General features: G+C 62.8%; 12 protein-coding genes. 3 read left to right on the forward strand and 9 right to left on the reverse strand.

Going from position 1 to position 21,327, the window contains the following annotated elements:
* The first annotated feature begins 60 nt into the window (after window positions 1-60).
* The gene (locus B3E94_RS21070; RefSeq protein WP_286915076.1) at window positions 61-195 is read left to right on the forward strand and encodes a hypothetical protein; all 135 of its coding nucleotides are present in this window, start codon (window positions 61-63) and stop codon (window positions 193-195) included.
* A 392-nt stretch (window positions 196-587) separates the two neighbouring features.
* Here B3E94_RS21070 and B3E94_RS21075 read toward each other — a convergent pair whose 3' ends face one another.
* The 9 genes from B3E94_RS21075 to B3E94_RS21115 form a co-directional block, all read right to left on the reverse strand.
* On the reverse strand, window positions 588-1,973 hold the full coding sequence (locus B3E94_RS21075) for a hypothetical protein (protein ID WP_286915040.1): 1,386 nt from the start codon (window positions 1,971-1,973) through the stop codon (window positions 588-590).
* Window positions 1,974-2,091: 118 nt separating this feature from the next.
* Complete coding sequence (locus B3E94_RS21080) at window positions 2,092-2,547, reverse strand: hypothetical protein (RefSeq protein WP_286915041.1); 456 nt, start codon at window positions 2,545-2,547, stop codon at window positions 2,092-2,094.
* A 76-nt stretch (window positions 2,548-2,623) separates the two neighbouring features.
* A complete protein-coding gene (locus B3E94_RS21085; protein ID WP_286915042.1) occupies window positions 2,624-4,420 on the reverse strand; it encodes a hypothetical protein in 1,797 nt (598 codons plus the stop codon).
* A 105-nt stretch (window positions 4,421-4,525) separates the two neighbouring features.
* Entirely contained in the window at window positions 4,526-5,908 is a 1,383-nt protein-coding gene (locus tag B3E94_RS21090; RefSeq protein ID WP_286915043.1) for an MFS transporter, read from the reverse strand.
* The gene (locus B3E94_RS21095; RefSeq protein WP_286915044.1) at window positions 5,905-7,116 is read right to left on the reverse strand and encodes an acyl-CoA dehydrogenase family protein; all 1,212 of its coding nucleotides are present in this window, start codon (window positions 7,114-7,116) and stop codon (window positions 5,905-5,907) included. The genes B3E94_RS21090 and B3E94_RS21095 overlap by 4 nt, the downstream gene beginning before the upstream one ends.
* Before the next feature lie 151 nt (window positions 7,117-7,267).
* Window positions 7,268-8,980, reverse strand: a complete 1,713-nt coding sequence (locus B3E94_RS21100) for a dipeptide ABC transporter ATP-binding protein (protein ID WP_286915045.1) — start codon at window positions 8,978-8,980, stop codon at window positions 7,268-7,270.
* Entirely contained in the window at window positions 8,977-9,840 is an 864-nt protein-coding gene (locus tag B3E94_RS21105; protein ID WP_286915047.1) for an ABC transporter permease, read from the reverse strand. Before B3E94_RS21105 ends, B3E94_RS21100 begins: the two co-directional genes overlap by 4 nt.
* Window positions 9,837-10,823, reverse strand: a complete 987-nt coding sequence (locus B3E94_RS21110; protein ID WP_286915048.1) for an ABC transporter permease — start codon at window positions 10,821-10,823, stop codon at window positions 9,837-9,839. Before B3E94_RS21110 ends, B3E94_RS21105 begins: the two co-directional genes overlap by 4 nt.
* Window positions 10,820-12,454 (reverse strand): ABC transporter substrate-binding protein, encoded by a 1,635-nt coding sequence (locus tag B3E94_RS21115; protein WP_409521156.1) that lies wholly within the window; start codon window positions 12,452-12,454, stop codon window positions 10,820-10,822. The genes B3E94_RS21110 and B3E94_RS21115 overlap by 4 nt, the downstream gene beginning before the upstream one ends.
* 272 nt (window positions 12,455-12,726) lie before the next feature.
* Between B3E94_RS21115 and B3E94_RS21120 the strand changes: the two genes are divergently transcribed.
* On the forward strand, window positions 12,727-16,899 hold the full coding sequence (locus tag B3E94_RS21120; RefSeq protein ID WP_286915049.1) for a hypothetical protein: 4,173 nt from the start codon (window positions 12,727-12,729) through the stop codon (window positions 16,897-16,899).
* Entirely contained in the window at window positions 16,896-21,278 is a 4,383-nt protein-coding gene (locus B3E94_RS21125; protein ID WP_286915051.1) for an RHS repeat-associated core domain-containing protein, read from the forward strand. Before B3E94_RS21120 ends, B3E94_RS21125 begins: the two co-directional genes overlap by 4 nt.
* The last annotated feature ends 49 nt before the right edge of the window (window positions 21,279-21,327 follow it).

A 21,327-nucleotide genomic window follows, 5' to 3' on the forward strand; every position in this document is an offset into this window, starting at 1 on the left:
CGGGCTTGCCCCGCGAAGAGGCAGGAACAGGCACCTCAAATGTCAGGTCCGATCACCTCCATGATCATCCCCGACATCATGATTGACCCCATCATCCGCGCCATGACCTACACCATGGGCCCCGCCGACGTCGTGATTCGCTTCGTGATTGGCGCCGTCATCAGCCCCATTACGGCCACTTTTACCGCGACCTGAACTGGCATGGCCACCGCCATCGCCGCTATGGTCGCTACCACCGCTGTGACCGCCACCACCGCTACCACCACCGCCGTGGCCGCCACCACCACCGCCATCCTTCGCATACGCGCTGGAAGCACCACCGAGGGAGTCAGGCACCAGCACTACCGCTGCTGATAGCACAGCGCCGATAGCCAGCGCCAACAAGCATTTCCTGAACATACTGAGCCTCCGCTTGGAGTTGCACAGGGCAACCCGTGATTTACGGCCCCCCCAAGGGGCTGGATGTCAATCAGCGCGGCTTTCCTTGTGCCAAGCGTGAACAGGATCCGCTGGTGCCAGCCGAGAATATTGCTGAATATTTCTTAAGTGATGAGCGTAGCCGGTCATGGGACCCGCCAACCGAACAGTCATGCAAATGGGCCATTGCTGCCCAGAAAACCCTGGATGGATTCCAGGCATCTTTGCACTTCACCCAGGCGCGCCTTGCTGCGCCGTTCGCGCGCGCGCCCGAGTGTGTCCAGGTAGGTAATGACCTTGTCCAGATGCTCATCGAGTTCGCTGCTGAGTACGTACTTGCCACTGAGTTGATTGAGCCTGAGCCAGGCAGCATTGAAGGTCTGCGCAAACAGCTCGCCCAGTTGCGCCACGGCCAGCCACTGCCCGGCCTGTTCGATGAACAACCCGTCGGTGGTCCTGACCAGGTGGTCGATACCATTGCTGCCAATGGGCCCGCCTTGCTCGGCGTTGGTATAGGTATCGATGCGTGCTTGTGCATCCGCCACGATCGTCAGCATGAAGTCTGCCAGGGAGCGAAAGAAGAACTCCATGACTTCGACGATTTCAATGTTGCGGGTCAGCGCCCGCAAGCTGAGGTTGAAGGCGCGGATCGCAAGCTCCACGGTTTTCTGCTCGCGGCAGCAGCCGACCAGCAATGCCTTGATCTTGCTCAACTCATCTTCATGCACAGCGCACAGTTGCTCGTACTTTTGCACGCTTTCGAGCAAGGCGACGTGCTGTCGCAGGATCGAGTCCGCTTGCTCCTGCGGTGCACTGCCGCGCTCGCGCGCGTCGGCCAATGCCTGCGCCTGATAGGCATTGCTGAACCGGGTCGCCGCAATGATCGTTGCGTTCGCCGCCGTCTTGAACACCGGGTGCGGCAACAGCGTCGAGACCCACTGGGCACCCAGGGCAATCAGGATGTCCATGGCCAGTTTCGACTCCATGACCTGTTGCTCGTAGCGTTGCACTTCGCCCCTCATCTCGACGACCAGGGTATTGATCTGCTGGCGACGGGTTTCGCCGTTCTGCTGCTCGAGCGCGAACTCCTGATTGCCCTTGATCAAGTCACCCAGCTCGATTTCGCTGCGGCGCTTCACCTGCAGGGTTTCGTCGAGAATCCGGTCATAGCCTGCAGCGATCGACTGCAGGTCTTGCCTGACCTGCGCGGCCTTGCTGGCGATGTCCTTGCCCAGTGCCAGCATGGTCTCGATGACGAACGCCCTGACCCGCTCCGGCTGGCCATTGTCCTTCACGCTCAGCCAGGCCGGCAGCGTTTGGCCCAGTTGCACATGAATGCCCTGGGCAACCTTCACGGCGTTCTTGATGGCCTGCTCACTGCGTTGCTGGGCGGTGATCAATTTGTCCATGATCGCCACGATCTGTATGCGAATTTCGTCCTGATCCTGCGGCGTCACGTTGTAGGCGATGAACAGCAGGTCGATGGCGTGATCGGTATCGCCCTGAAAGTCCGGAAGGTTGTATCCATTTTCGATCTTGGCGACAAAACTCTGCACCAACGCCGCGTGTGCCTCAGGCAAACAGAAAGGCTTGCATTCGATCAACTCACAGACCTGCAGGCGAATACGTTTGGTAATTTCATCCGTTCGGCTCTTGAACATCGGGGTATCGGCCTTATTCACCAGGTGCTGGTTCGACCGCTTCGAGCGCCTGCCCAAGCGTTGCGCTCAACACCCGCACCGCGGCAAGGTTTTCCTTGGATTGACGCTGCAGCTGCTCGAGTTCGAGCGCCATGTCTTTCCATGCCGCCTGAAACCTTGCGATGCAGGCCTGATCGATCACGCTTGCTACCAGCTCGCCACCGCTGCTGCCAGGCTCGCCGGCAAGGCCTTCGATGCGCTCTCTGTTCTCTTGGCTCTCCAAACCCAATTCCAAAGCCTTTTCATGCCGAGCAGCTATGGCTTTTTCAAGCACGTCACGTTGATCCTGCAGTGCCCGCTGGTAGTTGGCGAATTGCTCGACAGCCGCTTGCATCGGCGTGCCGGGCTGGGCAAGGGTGAATGTACTGCCCACGGACAAGCAGGCAGAAGCTACTGCGGCAATTGCATAGTTGAGCCGAATACGGGTCATCGTTGGTCATTTCCAGTGTGGAGAAGAAAAACACGGTGCCCACCGCCCCCCCATCGAGGGCGGCGGGCATCGGCTATCAGGCTTGCTCGGCGGTGGACTCGATCTGCTTGCGGTAGTTGTCCAGGTCGATGAGGCGCTGGGCTTTCATGGCTTCGCGCGCTTGCATGATTTCGCCAAGCTTGGTCGCGGCGCCTACCAGGTAGTCGTCCAGTTGCTCGCCGCTGATGTAGGTGCCATTCAAGGCGTTGAGCTTGCTCCAACCGTCGGCGAAGGTCTGGGCGAACACCTCGCAGACCTTGGCCACCGCCAGCCACTGCGCCGTCTGCTCGATGAAGAACGCATCGGTGGAGGCAAACACCTGCTCGCGCTTGTGGCGGCGCAAGGTTTCGCTCTGGGCCACCTGTTCGTAACTCTCGACCTGGGCATTGGCATCGTCGCTGACCCGCTGCATGAACGAGGAGAACGACAGGAAGAAGTGCGCGACCTCCTCGACGATTTCCTTGGTGCGCTTCAAGGCCGCCATGCTCAGGTTCAGCGAACGGATTGCCAGTTCGTTGGTTTCCTGCTCGTCGCGCTGGCCCGCCAGCAACACCTTGAGCGAGGTGAGCTCGGCACCGTGCTCACTGCGCTTGGTTTCATAGGCTTCGGCCTTGCTGACCATTTCCAGCTGCAATTGGCGCAGACCCTTGGCCTTGCTGGCCTGCTGCTCGCTGACCGTGCCGGCGTGCTTTTCCAACTGGCCCAGCGCATTTTGCAGTTCGGCCATCGAGTCCTCGACCTTGGCGCTTTTCGCCAGGGTCTCGTTCAGCGCCTCTTGTGCCTTGCCGATACGCGCTTGCAGGCCGCTGGCCTCTTCTTCGCTCTGCCCGGTGGCCTGGGCCTGCTCGTCCTGGAGCGACTGCACATTCTTGCGCTGCCCTTCAAGGGTCTCTTGCAGGGCCTTCTGCTCGACCTGCAAACGGCTCTGATCCTCGCGCATACCGATCGCCGTGGCGGTTTCCTGGCTGGACGCTACCCGCTGGCTGACGCTGCCCGCGACGCTGGCGGCGACGAGCGGCGCGCCGACGCCGCTGACCAGCGCGACAATCGGCATCACCACGCTGACGACTTCGAGCAGCCCCTGCAGCAGAGCCCCCCAGGAGGACTTCTGCTCTGCACTCTGGGCCTGGTTCTGGTAGTCATCGGCCAGCTTCTGGAACTGCTCCACCTGCTTGCGCATGTCGTCCACCAAGGCTTCCAGCGCCTCGCTCCTGGCCTTGGAAGCGCGCATCTCGGCGGCCAGCTTGGCATTGGCCTCGAGCGTTTCGCTGAGCAACGATTCGCTGTTCTGGGTAACGGCCTCGGTCTCGGTAATGATGACGTCGTAGTCCTTGGCGATGATCAGCAACTTGTCCTTGATGTCCAAGGCCTTGGTTTCGATGAACTTGGCCAGCTCAAGCAAGTCCTTGGCAATGAACGCCTTGATTTCCTGGGTGTCTTCGCTGTCCTTGATGTCGAGCCATTGCGGCAGGTCATTGCGTAGCCTCTTGTCGATGGCCGCGGCGACCGTGACCGCATCGGTGATGGTCACCTGGCTGGCCTGCTGGGCGTCGATCAGTTTGCTCATGATCGCGGAGATGGCGTTACGGATCTGCCCTTGAACCTGAGGCGTGGTGTTGTAGGCGATGTACAACAGCTCGATGGCATGATCGGTGTCGGTCTTGGCCCGTTTCGTGTCGTAGCTGCCTTCGATCTGTTCGACGTAACGGCTGACGATCTGTGCCTCAACGCCCGGCAACTGCAAAGGCTGCTGGGCGCGGGCCAGTTTGACGTGCTCGGCGATGGCATCGGCCAGGCGCGCGCTCTTGCTGACGAAGGGGATGGTGTTGGTCATGGGCATTTCCTTACACAGGGTGTGGGCTGAATAGAGGCCGCTATTCAAGATCGCCCTGCGTCGGGACATCAGTCGGAACCGTTTGCGCCAGCCCCGCAAATGCCATCAGCTCGCCAGCCGCCGGAACACCCCCGCCGACAACCCGCACAGCGCAGCGCACACCAGCATCACCGTGGCGATGTCCGCCACCGACGTTTCGCTGCGCCCCTCCAGCCCGGCCAATACACCCAGCAGCACGCCAGCCAGGCTGACCGACAAGGCCATGGTCAACTGCACCGACATCGCCGACAACGAACTGGCCGCCGCCGAGCGCTCGCCCGGCACATCCTGATAGCTGGCCGCACCCAGGGTGGAAAACTGCAGCGAGCGCACCAGCCCCGCCGCGAACAGCACCAGCGCCATCAGCCACACCGCCGTGTCCCGATCGAAAGCGGCGCACAACGCGATGCCTGTGCCACTGAGCACGGCATTGGCGCTCAGTACCCGCCGGTAGCCATAGCGGCGCACCAGCGGCACGGCCAGCAACTTCATCAGCAACGCACCGACACCACCGCTGACCACCAGCCAACCGGCTGCCAGCGGGCTCATGCCCAGGCAGTTCTGCAACAGCAGCACGATCAGAAAGGGCTGCGCCGCCGAGCCCAGGCGAAACAGCCCGCCCCCCGCCTGGGCCACGCCGAAGCTGCGCAGGCGCAGCAACGACAAGTCGACCAAAGGGTTGGGGTGCTGGCGCGCGTGCAGCAGGTAGCCCAAGGCGCACAGCATGCCACCGCCGACCAGCGCCAGCGCCCAGGCTTTGGGCAGCTGCCCAAGCCCCAGCGACTCCAGGCCGAACACCAGCATGGCCAACGCCCCGCCGCTGAGCAGCAGCCCGCGCACGTCCAGGGGCGGCACCGGGCGAGCCGGGTAGTCCGGCACATGGCGCACGATCAGCCAGCAGCCGACCAGGCAGATCGGCAAGTTGACCAGAAAGATCCAGTGCCACGACAGCACCGTCACCAGCAAACCGCCCAGCAACGGCCCGAGCAGCGGCCCCACCAGCGCCGGCAGGGCCAGCCAGGACATGGCCTGCAGCAACTGCTCGCGGCTCGACCAGCGCAGGATGATCACCTGCCCCACCGGCGTCATCAACGCCCCGGCCGCGCCCTGCAGCATGCGCCCCAGGCACAGCTGCCACAGCGTGTCGGCCAGCGCGCAGGCCAGCGAGGCAGCGGTGAACAGGCCCATCGCCAGGAGCATCACCTGGCGCGGGCGAAAGCGTTCGGCGGCCCAGCCGCTGACCGGCACACACAGCGCCAGGGCCAGCATGTACAGCGACACCACCAGGTTCATGCGCAGGCCCGGCTCGCCGAAGTCGGCGGCCATCTGCGGCAAGGCGGTCATCACCGCCGTGCTGTCGAGCAGCTCCATGAACAGCGCAGCGCCGATGATCACCGGCACCCTGGGGCTTTGCAGATGGCCGGCGAGCAACGCCGGCTGGGCGGTCAAAACAGCCCCGAGACAGGCGGCTGGGTGCCCTTGAGCTGCCAGGCGCCGACCACCGCCGCCTTCCACTGGCGCGGGTTGTGGTTGGCCACGGTGCGGGCGTTGCGCCAGTGGCGGTCGAGGTTGTGCTGGCGCCCGGTGGTGGACGCGCCGCCCACGTCGAACAGCGTCTCGGCCGCCTTGAGCGCCAGCTCCGCGACCAGGTACTGGGCCTGCGCCACCTCGATGGCGGCCTGCTCCACGGCGGCCTCGTCCAGGTTCGCCGCCCAGGCCTTGTCGATGCTCGCGGCAGCCTTGAGCACCAGAGCTTCAGCGCCGTAGGCACGGGCAGCGATATCGCCCACCGACAGCTCCACGTAAGGGTCGTCCACCGAGCGGCTGGCGCTGCTGTGCTTGATCGGCCGGGCGTGTTCGCGGGCAAAGCGCGTGGCGTCGTTCAGCGCGTTGCGGGCGATGCCGGCCAGCACGGTGCCGAGGAACAGCTGCAGGAAGGGCGTGACGAGGGTGCGCTTGCCCTCCTCCACGGTACGCGTGCGAATGTCGCCGGCCTCGACCCGCACATTGCGCAGGTGCGTGGTGCCGCTGGCGGTCAGGCGCTGGCCCATGGCGTCGAAGTCGTCGACCAGCTCCAGGCCTTCGCGGTCGCGCGGCAGGATGAACGACACCGGCTGCTCGTGCTCGTCCAGGGCCACGGCGCTGACGTAGTCGGCGAACAGCGCGCCGGTGCTGTAGAACTTGCTGCCGTTGGCGCGAAAATGCTCGCCCTCGCGCACCAGGCGTGCGGCGATGGCGCCGTTGGCGCCGCCCAGTTCCCAGCCGGCGTTGCCGATCACCGCGCCGTCCAGGTAGCGGGCGAACCAGCGCTCGCGCTCCTGCTCGGCGCCTTCGGCCTTGGATACCAGCAGGCCTTCGACGAAGGCGAAACCGGGGCGCAGGGCCTGGGCGACGTTGGAGTCGACTGACGCGACGTGCAGCAGCAGTTCGATCACGTCCGAAACGCTGCCACCGGGGCCGCCGTACTGGGTGGGGATGCGCACGGTGTAGAGGCCGGCGGCGGCGAGTTGGGCGATGGCCTGGTGGGGGAGCTGGCGGTCACGTTCGCGCTGGGCGGCGCCTTCGCCGATGGCCGGTAGCAGGGCCAGGATGCGGGCTTTGAGTGCTGCGATGCTGGTGGCTGGGGGTTGGGTGGGGAAGCGTTGGAAAGTGGTCATGGGTCAGTCCTTTAATGAATGCATTCATAACAACTGTGGGAGCGGGCTTGCCCCGCGAAGGGGCCGGCCCTGACGATGGGGATGTATGGCCAGGGCTTTGCCCTGGTTCGCGGGACAAGCCCGCTCCCACAAAGGGGGCAAACTTTTGGATTCAGATGGCGATCTTCCAAAGCCGCGATTCGTCGAACAGGTCAAACGCCTCGTGCACCAAATCCAGCGGCGGCACCACCAGTTCGGCGCCGCTGCCAGGCAAGCGCGGCACCGCACCGAGCAAGCGCTGGGTGTACTCATGCGCCGGCAGCTCGAACAGCTGCTCCACCGGCGCCTGCTCCACCACCTGGCCATGGCGCATCACCAGCACGTCGTCACTGACATGGCGAATCACCCCCAGGTCATGGGAAATGAACAGGTAGGCCAGGCCCAGCTCCTCCTGCAGGTCAGCCAGCAGGTCGAGCACCTGCGCCTGCACCGACACATCCAGCGCCGACACCGGTTCATCGCAGATGATCAGCTTCGGCTCGCTGGCAATCGCCCGGGCGATCGCCACCCGCTGGCGCTGCCCACCGGAAAGCTGCAACGGCCGGCGCTGGCCCAGCTCGGCCGGCAGGCACACCTGGCCGAGCAGCACGGCAATGCGCGCAGGCCTTGCCGCCGCCTCGATGCCGGCCACCTGCAAAGCGTCGTCGAGGATCTGCGCCACGCTCCAGCGCGGGTCGAACGAGCCCAGCGGGTCCTGGTAGATCACGCTGATCTCGCGGCGCAGCGGCCTGCGCGCGGCCTCGCTCACGGCGTTGGCCGGGCGGTTCCAGGGTTGACCGCGGTACAGCACTTCGCCCTGGTCGGGCTGCAGCAGGCCCAGGGCGATGCGCGCCACGGTGGTCTTGCCCGAGCCGGACTCGCCGACGATGCCCAGGGTGCGCCCGGCCCGCAGGGTGAAGTCGACGCCCTGCACCACCTGGCGCAACAGCCCGTCCGGGCCGAGGTAGCGCTTGCCCAGGCCACGGCCTTCGAGCAGCACGTCGCTCTTGAACGCTGGCCTCGGCTCACGCCTTGCCCCCGCACGCTCCGGCGACAACCGGCTGCCACGCGGGTGCTCGGCCGGCACCGCCGCCAGCAGCGCCTGGGTGTAGGGGTGGCGGGGCTGGCGCAGCACCTGCTGCATCGGCCCCTGCTCCACCACTTCGCCATGGCGCAGCACCACCACCTCGTCGGCCAGCTGCGCGACCACCGCCAGGTCGTGGCTGATGATCAGCAACGAGGCGCCACGGGCCTTGATCTGCTGGAACACTTCGAGAATCTGCGCCTGCACCGTGGCATCCAGCGCCGTGGTGGGTTCATCGGCGATCACCAGCGCAGGGTCCAGCGCCAGCGCGCTGGCAATCAACGCCCGCTGCCGCAGGCCACCGGACAGTTGCCCCGGGCGCTGGCGCGCGCGCAGCTCGACATCCGGCACGCCGACCCGCGCCAGCAATTCGTGCACCCGCGCAGTGCGGGTATGGCGATCGCCATATCGATGGGCCTGCAGCACTTCGAGAATTTCCTTGCCCACCGGCCGCAGCGGGTCCAGCGACACCAGCGCATCCTGCAGCACGAAGCCGATGTCCTTGCCGCGTACCGCACGCCATTGGCGTTCGCTCAGGCCAAGCAGGTCGTGGCCGTCGAAGCAGAGCCTGCGTGCACTGACCTGCGCCCGCGCACCGGCCAGGCCGACCAGGCTGCGGGCGCTGACGCTCTTGCCAGAACCCGACTCGCCAACCAATGCCACGCAGCGGCCCGGTGCCAGCACCAAGGACAAGTCACGCACCACGCTGCGGCCCTCGAAGGCCACGTTCAGCCCCTCGACGATCAAGGTCTTGTCACTCATGGCAGGCGGCCCTCCAGGCGTTGTTGGATGTAGCGGCCAGCCACGGTGGTGGCCAGGGTGGTGAGGACGATGAACAGGCCGGGGAAGAAGGTCAGCCACCAGGCATTGGCGATGAAGTCGCGGCCCATCGACAGCATGGTCCCCCACTCCGGCGCCGGCGGCCGCGCGCCTAGGCCCAGGAAGCTCAGCGCCGAGGCCCAGACGATGGCCTGGCCCACGCCCATGGTCAGCGTCACCAGCAGTGGCCGCATGGCGTTGGGCAGCAGCTGGCGCAGGACGATGCGCGAGGTCGGGTGGCCTAGCGCCCGCGCCGCTTCGATGTAGCCGGCGTTGCGCACCGTCAGCACCTGGCCACGCACCATGCGCGCATACCCCGGCGCACCGCCCAGCCCGGTGGCGACGATCAGCGGGCCGACGCCGCTGCCGAACACCGCCACGAACAACAGCGCCAGCACCAGGCTGGGGAAGGCGAACAGCACTTCCAGCAACCAGCCCACGGCGCGGTCCAGGCGGGCGCCGCCCAGGCCGCCGAGCAGGCCGAGGGTGATGGCGATGGCCATTGAAATGGCCGTGGCCGCCACGCCGATCAGCAGGCTTTGCCGGGCGCCATGGATGATCCGCGCAAAGATGTCGCGGCCCGATTGGTCGGTGCCCAGCCAGTGCGCCCAGCTCGGCGGCTGGAAGGCTTCGCGCGGGACGATGGCCAGCGGGTCGATGGCCGTGAACAGCCCCGGCGCCAGCGCCGCCAGCAGCAGCGCGAAGAGGAACAGGATGGCCAGGCTGGCGCTCAACGGCGGCAGCTTCAGGTGCCGTTGCCGGCGTTGCGCCGCCAACGCGCGGTCAAGGATCAGGTCAGTCATGCTGCGGCCTCCTGTTGCCGAGGGTCGATCCACTGGTACAGCAGGTCGACCAGAATGTTCGCCAGCACGTAGCCGGCGGCGACCACCAGGCTGATGCCGATCACCAGCGGCAGGTCCTGGGCTTGCACGGCCTGGTACAGCTGCCGGCCCACGCCCTTGCGCGAGAAGATCACCTCGCACACCACCGCGCCGCTGATCAGCGCGCCGATCGCCCAGCCCGACAGCGACACACCCGGCAGCAAGGCATGGCGCAGGGCATGGCGAAAGCGCACGGCCAGGTCGCTCAGGCCACGGGTGCGGGCCGTGAGCACGAAGGGCTGCTCCAGGGTCAGTTCCAGCGATTCGCGGGTGACCTGGGCGATGAACCCGGCCAGCGGAATCGCCAGCGAAAAGGCCGGCAACACCAGGCTGGCGAAGCTGTCGCTGCCCGCCGGCGGGAACCAGCGCAGGCCGAAGGCGAACACCGCCAGCAGCACCACGCCCAGCCAGAAATGCGGCAAGGCCGCGCTGAGGGTTTCGGCCAGCGACGCCAGGCCACCGACCCACTTGCCGCGCCCGGCGGTGGCCACGGTCAGCAGCAGCACCAGCAACCAGGCCAGCACCAGCGCCGCGACCGTCAGCTGCAGGGTTGCCCCGCCCTGCTCGGCCAGCACGCGGGTGACGGGCAAGTGCTGCGAGTAGGACACCCCGAGGTCGCCCTGCAACAGGCGCCACAGATAGAGCAGGTATTGCACGGCCAGTGGCTTGTCCAGGCCGTATTCCTGGCGTGCGGCCTCGATCGCCTCGGGTGTGGGGTTGCCGCTGGGGCCGCCGAGAATCGCCAGCACCGGGTCGCCTGGCATCAGGCGCAGGGCGAAGAAGGTCAGGGTCGCCACCGCCCACAGCACCAGCACGCCACCGCCCAGGCGGATGGCAGCGCGCCGGCCCAGGGCGGCCAGGCGTTCGCGCCGTGGGTCGGTGACTGCAAGTGTCGTCGTACTCATTTGTTCACCCATGCGTCATAGAGGTAGGTCACCGCCAGCGAAGGCTCCAGGCGCACGCCGTGGGCGGTCTTGTAGATGCCCAGGCGCGTGCTTTGCGGGTAGGTGGTGAGTTGCAGGTACTGCGCGGCGGCCTGTTGCTGGGCCTGCAAGTAGCGCTGGCGGCGCAGGTCCGGGTCCTGGGTGGCCAGGGCGCTGTCGAGCAGCGCATCGAACGCGGGGTCGGCGTAGCCGGAGGAATTCTGGTGATAGCCGCCCACCCCGGCCGGCTGCACGAAGGCGCTGGTGAAGATGATGCGCAGCACGTCGGGGGTGTTGGTGTTCCAGTAGCCGATGCGGATGTCGTAGTCCCAGGCAGCCTGGCGTGCGGTGACCTGGGCATCGCTCATCTGGTCGAGCACCAGTTCCAGGCCGGCCTGGCGCGTGGTGGCCTGCACCTGCTCCCAGAGGGTCAGCTCCGACGGCGCGGTGCGCGCGCCGATCAGCACCACGGCGCGCAGGCGCTGGCCATTTCTGGTCCGGTAGCCTTGGCTGTCGCGCCCGGTCCAGCCGGCGTCGTCGAGCAGCTTGGCGGCGCGGGCCGGGTCGTAGTCCTGGCTGTGCTCGAAGCCGCCGCTGTAGAACGGCGTGGCCACGCTGAGCGGCCCGCCGGCGCGGGGGAACTCGCCGAAGTACACGCTCTTGAGCGCGCCCTCGACATCGGCGCTGCGCACGAACGCCTCGCGCACACGGATATCGTCGAACGGCGCGCGGCGCAGGTTGAAGGTGCCATTGGTGGGGTTGCCGGGGCGCTGGGCGATGATCAGGTCGACATCCGGGTTGCGCCGCGCCGCCTCGTGCGACTCGGGCGGCAGCGTCTCGATCACGTCCACCTCCCCCGCCTGCAGCGAGGCGAAGCGCACCGACGGCTCCTGGATGAACTTCCAGACGATGCGCTCCAGGTAAGCCGGCCCTTGGTGCTGCGCGGTGGGCGGCGCCCAGTTGTAGTCCGGGTTGCGCACCAGCTCCACCTGGTTCTGCCGGTCCCAGCGCAGCACCTTGAACGGCCCGCTGCCCACCGGGCTTTCGCAGTTTTCGTCGCGGCTGCGGGTGAGCGCGGTGGGCGACTGGATGCCGAGAAAACCCTGGGCCAGCACTTCGAGGAAGGCGGCATAAGGCGTGGCCAGGGTGACCCGGGCGGTGTAGTTGTCCAGCACCTCGGTGCCGCGGTATTGGCGGATGTAGCCACCGGCGGTGCTGGACTGGGTCTTGGGGTTGGCCATGTGGTCGAGGTTGGCCTTCACCGCCTCGGCGTTGAACGGCGTGCCATCGGTGAAGTGCACGTCGCGGCGCAGGTGGAAGGTGTAGTGCAGGCCATCGGCCGAGACCTCCCAGCTTGTCGCCAGCCACGGGCCGATCTGGCCGTGGCTGTCCATCGACACCAGCGAGTCGAGGTATTGCTGGGCGACGAACACCTGGGGCATGTCACCGGCCACGTGCGGGTCCAGGCAAGTGGGTTCGCGGTCGGTGGCGTAGACCAGCGTGCCGCCGCTGAGGGGTTGGGTGCTTTGCGCGGAGTGTTGCTCGGGTTTTTCGCAGCCGAGCAAGGCCAGTGCGGTGCAGAGCGGGATCAGGGGGAGGATGGGTTTGTTCAAGGGCGCTCCTGCGGGGACTGGGCTTTGCAAGGCCTGTTGCAGGAGTTGTGCCGGGTTCTAAGCGTTGATTTTGCGAGGTTTATTGCGAGAGCGATGCGCTTGGAGAAACAAAGTGTGCACGCGCTGTTGGAACAGCAGCAGTTCGCTTGCCCGCTCACCTCGAGCAACCGTGCCGGCAGGCCGTTCGGTGCTGCCCACCTGTTATTTTTGTCAGTTGCGGGGCTTTCGCCGCTGCCTTTTCATACCCGCTATCTGACAACGGAGTGGCGAAGATGAAATACACAGCAAAGGAGTTCCAACGCTACATCGCCGAATACGCAGCAATTACCGTTGATGGCGTGCTTGGCACCTTTTGGAGTACATCCGAAAAAAGCCTGACGATTAAAGTTGCCGGCGAAAATAAATCCATTCCCCTCTCCACCATCCAAGAAGTACCCGAGCTCGACAGCAAAAAGAAGAACGTCGAAGCGTTTATCAAATACCTGCTTGAGCAAGGTGCCACCGAAGTTCCCAAGGATGACTGGAACGGCCTCACGCGATCATCAGGCCCGCTGCTGATCGACTATGGTGGAAGGCGCCACAACTTTATCTTCATACTTGGCCATTTGACGGAAATGGCGGGCGAGTACTACAAACTCGCTGGGAAAAAGGCAGACATAAAACTGTTTACTCAGCTGTTGAAAAAATACGATCTTTCGTCCGATTGCTTCCAGCATAACGAGCCGTCTATTTCATTCCAAGAAACCACCAGCAAAATATATCGACTGGCTCCGGTATTAGCCGCGCTCGCCTCTAAGCCGGAGGAATCGCCATCGCGCGAAACACCAGGCAGCCAGGATAACGACCTGCTCCCCGACATGACGGGTTTCGTCCCCGCCCGCCTGGGGGCGGGGCAACATACCTGGCTCAGCAACAACTTCCTGCTGGCCGATCGCGACCTCAAAGAAGGCGAGAAACTGCATGCCTGGGTCATCGACCAAGCGGATGGCCGGGTCCGCAAGCAGGTCACTTGGGCGGCCGACAAAGACAATCTAACCAAGGACAAGTGGCCGCAAGCCTTTGCCAAGGCGATCAACGCCAAACCTGCCGACTCTGATGGCAGCAAATGGCTGGTTGCCGGCCATCTGGCAGCCAACGGCGGGCTGGCTATCAATAGCCACGCCACCCCGACCACAGAAGCTTTCCGCGCGCTCACGGCCAGCCAACGCTCCGACCTCAACCGCCTGTGGTACTACGCAGACGGTTGCCGTTTCTACAGCAATGCCCCGTTCAGCGCCAACCAGGTCATCGCCGCCCGGATACCCGACAGCACGCCAGTCGCAGGCGACACCTTGACTGTACAAGTGCGCGATCGGACCACGTTGTACCTGTATGAAACCTATCTGTACGAGCACTCGGGCGCCAAGGCGACCAGTTCCGCGTCTGCTGGTCTGTGCAAGCGCATCGAAGAACGGCGCGGCAGTTTGCTCCGTGCCGGTGTGCTGGGCAGCGACAACATCACCGTGACACCTGCCGAAAGCCGCAACGCACTGTGGGTGCCGCAGTACTCCGAGCTGTCGGTGGAGATGGACGCCCTGACCTGGCAAAAGCAGCCGGGGAAGATCACCGATTTCACCCCTGTAGCGGGTGCTACCGTGCAGTTTCACCTCTACGACGCCTTCAGCCCGGTCGAGATGTACGGCTCCCCCTTCAGCTACACCATCACCGAGACCGACACCGATGCAGTGAAATGCCTGGCCTCGCTGGCCAAGGCCCTGAAGCAATCGAAACTGAAGTACTGCCTGCGACTGGGCAACCACGCCTCATCGACCGCCACTGCCGACTCATTGGACAAGTGGGCACTGTGGTTAATGCCACTGCCCCTCAGATTGGTGGTCAAGGGGCTGCCTGGCCTGACGAATGCCGAGGAACCTTCGCTGGAAACGGTACAAGGGCAGCCACTCAACCTGGGCCAACTGTATGAGGACTACAAGAGCGGGGTGACCCTCGCCATGGCCGATCGCTGGAATGGGCACACCCTCACCTCATGGGCCTTCACGCCGAGTGCACAGCAGGCCGCGAGCCTGGGAGCGTGGGTCACGGGATTGAGGGCGGCGCTCGATTCGCCCTTGATTCACTGGGGTACCGAGACCGTCCGCAAGGACACGCCCGATACCGACGCTGCCGACCTGGCGGAGCATACTTTGTGGTTGCCTCGAGATGCGCAATTGGCCTTGCTAGCGGACCATCCTGTTCAGCCAGTACCTGAATCGGACTCACTGCCTGAGCTGGACCCCAAACTGACCTACCTGAGCGACAGGTTGATGTGGGAAGAAGCACGAGCGTATGCCGGCTCCAAACGGTTTGAACGCGGCATCACCGACTACCACGCACGTTATGCGAAGTTGATCATCTGGGGCGACGAGCCGCTGGTAGAGCGCGACAGGGTAGAAATTGACCCCGGCAGAGAAGCCAACAGAAAACTCGATTTTGCCGAAATGACGTATGCGGACTTCGAGTTCAAGATCCCCTCAGCCAATGTACCTGCGCTGGTAGCCTCCGCGCTCTCCCACGAAGAGCACGTCTATGCTCAGAAAGATGTATGGCAACTGAACTACAGAGCGTGCGAGTGCCTTTGGAGCAATGAAGAGCAAGTGGTGCTTGACTTCAAAACGACGGATCGCAAGCAAGCCCCCAGCCAAGCCTACCTGCACCTGCAATTGGCCCACAGTGCCCGTGACAAAGGTATTCGCTTCATATCCTATACCTCTGACTTTGCACCTGATCAGCCTGCAAGCGAATACGCGATAAGGGAATTGCAAGGCACGGGTGGACTGCGCCTGAACATTCCTGTCCCGCAAGCGCTTGCAGAGGACGAAGTACTGTGCAGCGCGAGCAGGATCAGCCGCGCAGGCATTTCGGCGGCCCCCCGCAGGCAACATGGAGTTTACGAACTCGAGCAGGTCGCCTTTACCCTCCAGAGGCCGTACACGGGCAAGTCCTTCGCGCCCGCCGACTCTCTCTGCGCGGACTATGCCGGTACGTTGGGCTCGGAAGTCTACGACGTCAGCGGCGCCAACGAGAATGGCGTCGACCCCAAGACCGGACTGTTCCATGCCCACTACCCGGTGGGCGTGATCCGGGGCCTGGCAGGCAAAGGCCCAGAAGTCGACCTGACGCTGCACTACTCCGCCACCCGCGCCAATGAAAGCGCCCTGGGCGACGGCTGGGCGTTGCGCTTCAGTGCCTACGACAACCGCCTGCACCGGCTTACGCTCAGCACCGGCCAAACCATCACGCTCACGGCTGATCATGTGAAAGAGGCAACAGGCGACAAGCGCCTGGCTATCAATGGCATCACCTTGACCGGTTGCAAGGGCACGTACGATGCCTTGACCGAAGTGACGATCGTTTTCCCGTCTGGCCGCGTCGAAAAGCTGGCCAAACCCAGCACTCACGATGACAAGGAAGCCAGTGAGCACTACAAGAAAGCGTTTGTCGGCAAGATAAATAAACTCCAAGAAAACCTGGAGCAATGGCTCAAGGAAACCGGAATCACAAACGAACAGATCGAGAACATAAACAACAAGCTCAAGGGATTGAAAGAGATGAAGAAAGACCTTGAGCGCAAGGCTTTCATCCTCATTCCGCAATGCATCACTTCTCCTCAGGGCGGCAATCTGACCTTTGCCTGGGAGGGCAAGGAAGGCCATATCCATCTGCAGTCCATCAGTGACGGCGATACCCAACTGTTGAAAGCAACGCTTGGCACCCCGACCGCAACCGGTGAATACACCAGCACCTACACCGTGTGGCCTGACAGCGACGAAGCCTATGACGTGACCCTGACCATCGAGGACTGCCTGCTCACGCGCCTGACACGAAAAGGGGCCAACGACACATCCCCCGTGCAAACCGTGGTTTTCGGCTACGAAGGCGAACCGGTGCTAGACCGTGTGCTCTGCTCGGTTGCCGAAGAGGATGGATCGCTCGAGGCCGTGAGCTATGCCCCGCAGTGGAAGGGTTGGGACTCCGGCAGAAGTCCGATCCCTCTTTCCAGGGTGCTGCGGCACACCCTGCTGCCAGGCGCCGGGCAGGCGCCGATCACGCACATCTGGCAATGGGAAGGTATCAACGATCAAACCATGCAAGAGGGTGGCACCTTCTCCTCCACCTGCAGCCTGGACACCGGCGGCGTAGCAATGGGCCCGTTCACGCGCCGCACCTGGGCGCTGAAGAACGGCTTCGCCGTACCGACCGAGGTTGTCGAGGAAGTGCCAGGCGTGGTGCGTGAAACCACGACCATGACCTACCCGGACAGCATTGCCAGCGAAGACCCGACAGTGAAGTTCCGCCTGGCCACGCAACCGGTCCGTACCACCGTCAGCACCGAAGACTTGCGCACGCCGCGCACCCCAGCCCCCACCAGCGCTGCCGAGCCTTCTGCAGAGGAGTCGCAATCATGAGCAAAAGCACTGCAAAAGCCAGCACTGCAACTGAGCCCAAGGCACCTGCCATGGTCAAGGAAACGACGGACGTTACCTATGACTTCAATACCGGCCTGGTGGCTAGCACGACCACTGATGATGGCCAGACCTCGCACTTCTGCTATTACGCGGTGAAGGCCAGCGAGGGGAAAGCGGATCGCAGTGACAACGTCCCGGCACTGGCAACGTTGCTGAGCGGGCTGAAGCTCGAAAAAGAGGATGCCGACCTCCCCGTCACGGCGCTGACTTGCCCACAGGTGCCCGATGCCAGCACGCCGCCCTTGCTCGCGCAGTGCAGCTACTTGCGCTTCCCCGACACCAGCAAATCTGAAATGAGCATGACGCTTTACGGCTATGCGCAGGCCAGCAAAAACAGCCAAGGTGTCCTGATTCCCGATACGGTCTTGAGCCTTGAGGGGGTGACGGTGGATACCACCACCACCCCATGGACCCTGACCAAGGCGCAGGGTCGCGATGGGCTGATGGTCAGCCTGATACAGGTGAGTTACAGCCACGAAGACGGCAAGACGACGGCAGAAACGACCTCCACCCGTTGGTACAAGAACAATGATGCCCGCCAGACGCAGAAGCTGACCGAAACCACGACCTTTGATGCAAACACAGCCACCTTGTCAGTCAAGAGCGTGGCCCCGTTCGAGCGTGATGGGCTCAACCTCACTGCCACCTTGAGCCACCACATTCGCTCGGCACGCAGCGGCCGTGTGCTGCGCGAGACGGAGCAGGATGACCTGGGCCGGCCAATAACCATGGACTACCTCACCTATGATGCGCGGGGTCGTTTGCGCTCCAGCTCCACCTATGCCTGGAAGCTCGAAAACTACGCATCGGGCGATGCCAATGGTACTGACTCAGCACCTGCCAGTTATGAGTGGCTCGATACCAGCGCTGGCACCTGGGTGGTGGCTACGGGCCCGGATGGCCGTAAAGGCCGGACATTGCTCGATGGCCTGCAGCGCCCGGTTCGCCGCGAACTGCAGCGCGAGGCGGGCAGCGATGACGCTGCCAGCAATTACGTATGCCTTGAAGAGATTGCCTACGGCTACGATGGAGAAATACAAAGCCAGTGCACGTTCGATTACCACCCCGGCGGATTGTGCCTACGCAATGAAGGCATCAGCTTGCCTGCAAACGTGCGGGACTGGTTCTGGCAAGCCGAAGCACAGGACGACAAAGTGGAGAAAGACGGCACGCAGACGCAGCGTACCGAAACCATCACTGGCAGCCTGCTCCAGGGAACGCTTCACAGCGTCGAGCACACCCAGAAGAACCAGGCCGATGGTCAAGTCACCTTTGCGCTCAACCACAAACGCTGGAACGCCAAGGGCAAACAGCTGAAGGATATCGGTCTGTGCAGCGAGCGACGGGTCAACAAGCGTGGGCAAACCGAGCTGATTATCGAAAAAGTGGATACCGTCACTCGGGAATGGAAACACGAGTACGACGAACTGGGCCGGCGCACACAGACCAAGGCACCAGATGGCAGTGTGGTCAAGTGGGCTTTCCAAGGGCTCAGTAACATTCCCACGAAAGTCAGCATCAAGGACGCTGCGGGCAAGGAGCGGCAACTGGGCAAACAAACCTTGCGCGGTGACGGCAAGCGTGGCGATGAGATCGTCTCCAGGACAGTGGGGGCTGATGGCTCATCGCAGACTTACTTGTTCAAAAACAGCGGTTATCAGCGCCCCGACGGGTCTGAAGTGTGGAACGAAAGCAGCGAAGACGGCACCTCTGTGTCCTGGTACAGCAAACCCAAGCAAACGGCGAAGGCAGGAACGCTGCTCACGAAATTCACCTACAACAAGGTCACCCAGGCCATCAATGCCGAGCGCCCCGAAGCCACTGCGAACCTTCAAAGTCGCATCAGCACGCAATGCTTGTCGCCCCGCTTGCTGGGCCAGGTGAATACAACCCGGACACTGCGTGGTCAGACATATCGCGAAGGTCTCCGTCATTCGCTACGCGGAAACGTCGAACTGGCAGAACTTTCCAATGGTGTAGTCAGCCGAGCCTGGCACGATGCGCAAAATCGCCGTACCCGGGTGCGCCGCGGGCAGCTCGAATATCGCTACCGCTACACCGCTCTCGGGGACCTGGAGCAACTGTTTGTCAGTGACCGGCAGAGCGGCCAGAAGCTGATGGTTGCCTATGAGTACGACCCGTTCGGTCGAGAAACCCAACGCACTTACCAGCTCAATGGCGAGATCAAAAGCCGCTATGAACAAGGCTGGTCAGTGACCGGGCAGCTCGTGAGCAAAACGTGGTACCGCGACGGCGCAAGCAAGCCGACTCGCAGCGAAACTTACACCTACGAAGACAAGCGTAGTGAACTCAAAACATGGAGTGTCAACGCGGTCAAAGGCTATGAGATTCAAGATGCGAATAGAAAAGACATCAAGGACCAAGCCTACACCTATGACGCGCTTGGCAATATGCTCACCTGCACCACCACCTATCTCGACGGCTCAAGCGAGGCACGCACTTACACTTATGGCGACAAGCTCAAGCCCACTCAACGCACGCAGGTGACTGTCACTCACATTGACAAGGCCGCAAAGGCAGATGCGCCAACGATCCTGAAATTGACCAGCGATGACAATGGCAGCCTTACCGAAAATGCGGCAGGCCATCAACTTGGCTACACACTCGAAGGGCAACTGCAGTCTGTAAAGACCGAGGCCACGTTGCTTGCCAGCTATGAGTACGACCACATCGGCCGCTTGGCATCCCAGTGGGATGAAAGCAAACAGCAGCGCCGCGTATTGCAATACACCGGCGACCAACTCTGCGGTGAAATATGGCTTGACGCGCAAAACAACCCGTTGCGACAGCGGGTGCTCGACGAAGAAGCAGGCTTGGTCGTGCAGTGTCGAGAATTGGCCAAGGATGATGCCGCAGCGAAAACCTACTTCATTCTGTCGGATCCGCAAAACGGCGGTGGCGAAGAGTACTCGATCGATGCCAACGGCCAATGGAAGAGCGCGTCGATAGGCTTCACGCCGTGGGGCGAAGCACCACTGGACAGCCTCAATGCACTGGGCAGTGGCCTTGGCTACAACGGCCAGCGCGTGGACCCGGTGACGGGCGCCTACCACCTGGGCAACGGCTACCGCATCTACGACCCCAGGCACCAGGCATTCTTCCAGGGTGACAGCCTTAGCCCGTTCGGTGCAGGCGGGCTGAACGACCGGGCATATTGTGCCGGCCGTGATCCAGTCAACTGGCATGACCCCAGTGGGCACATCATGGTCAGCCGCCGGGAACAGGCAACGCAGCTGGCCTCGATGGACGACATGATCCGCGACACCACACCGCCCCAACATGAGCCCGTCGCGTGGTGGGAATGGTTACTCTTGATTTACGGCACGCTTTTGATCGTCGGCTTGTCGGTTATCACAGGTGGCGCCTTCGGCGCGCTGATGCTGGCTGCCGGTCTGCTGAGTTTCGGCTTTGGCGTGGCGGAACTGGCGTTGCGGCAAAGTAACCCGGCCTTGTCGGTGAAAATGGGTTGGGCGTCGGTTGCTACAGGTTTTCTTGATGGTGCCGTTGCAGGGGCTGTCAAAGTGGGAAGTTCGTTGGCCAGAGGCCTGCAAACGTTGAGCAGATTGCGTAGTGCCTTGAGATTTACCAGGCTGCCAGCGCTACATAGATCGCGTGCGGCATTACGACCGTATTTCCCCGGCAAGCCCATGGGAGGCAAAACACAGGGCCTCAAGATCTTTGGAAATAAGTCGAACACGGTACAGAAGGTTCCGGTACATCGCGGACAATTCAGAGCCCCTGAGTGGCATGAGGAAGTAATATCAAACAATCAAACACTGTGGGGCTCAGATATGCGTGTTACTCACTATGACATTCAGGAGCCCATCATAAGAATCGGAAGAAGGAACTCTTTAAGTGATATCCATCTCTATTCCGGCGCCCATGGAAACCCTGACGGTGATAACTGGACAAGTTATCGAAACGCCTCCAACCGGGCCACTTATCGACGAGATCCCTACCTCAATGAAAGCACTTTTTTTCAAGAGGACCTGGGTGCCTACAAACAGACTCAGACTAGACATCGACTCAGAAGACTGGTAACAGAAGCCGAGGTAAATTACTACAATTACTTGAGACACACTTCGGATGACTATAAGGCTATACGGAGGAATTTGCGCAAACGCAAAATCCACATCCATGACCTTCGGGGTCCCGATCTCAAGGGCATTACACCTAAGCAACTCAATGCTTTGGAAGCTATGCCAGGCCATCACATTGGAGCATTCTGCTACTCTCGAAATGATGAGCGTTGGCTTCATAGATATGGATTAGCGCCCGTTATAAGCCATATCAAATAGTAGGCCCGTGCTTCTTTACGTTGAACCCAGCGGTCACCCCAAAGTACTG

Origin of the sequence: Pseudomonas sp. UBA6315, assembly GCF_002438125.1 — a bacterium.
Lineage (GTDB): Bacteria > Pseudomonadota > Gammaproteobacteria > Pseudomonadales > Pseudomonadaceae > Aquipseudomonas > Aquipseudomonas faucium.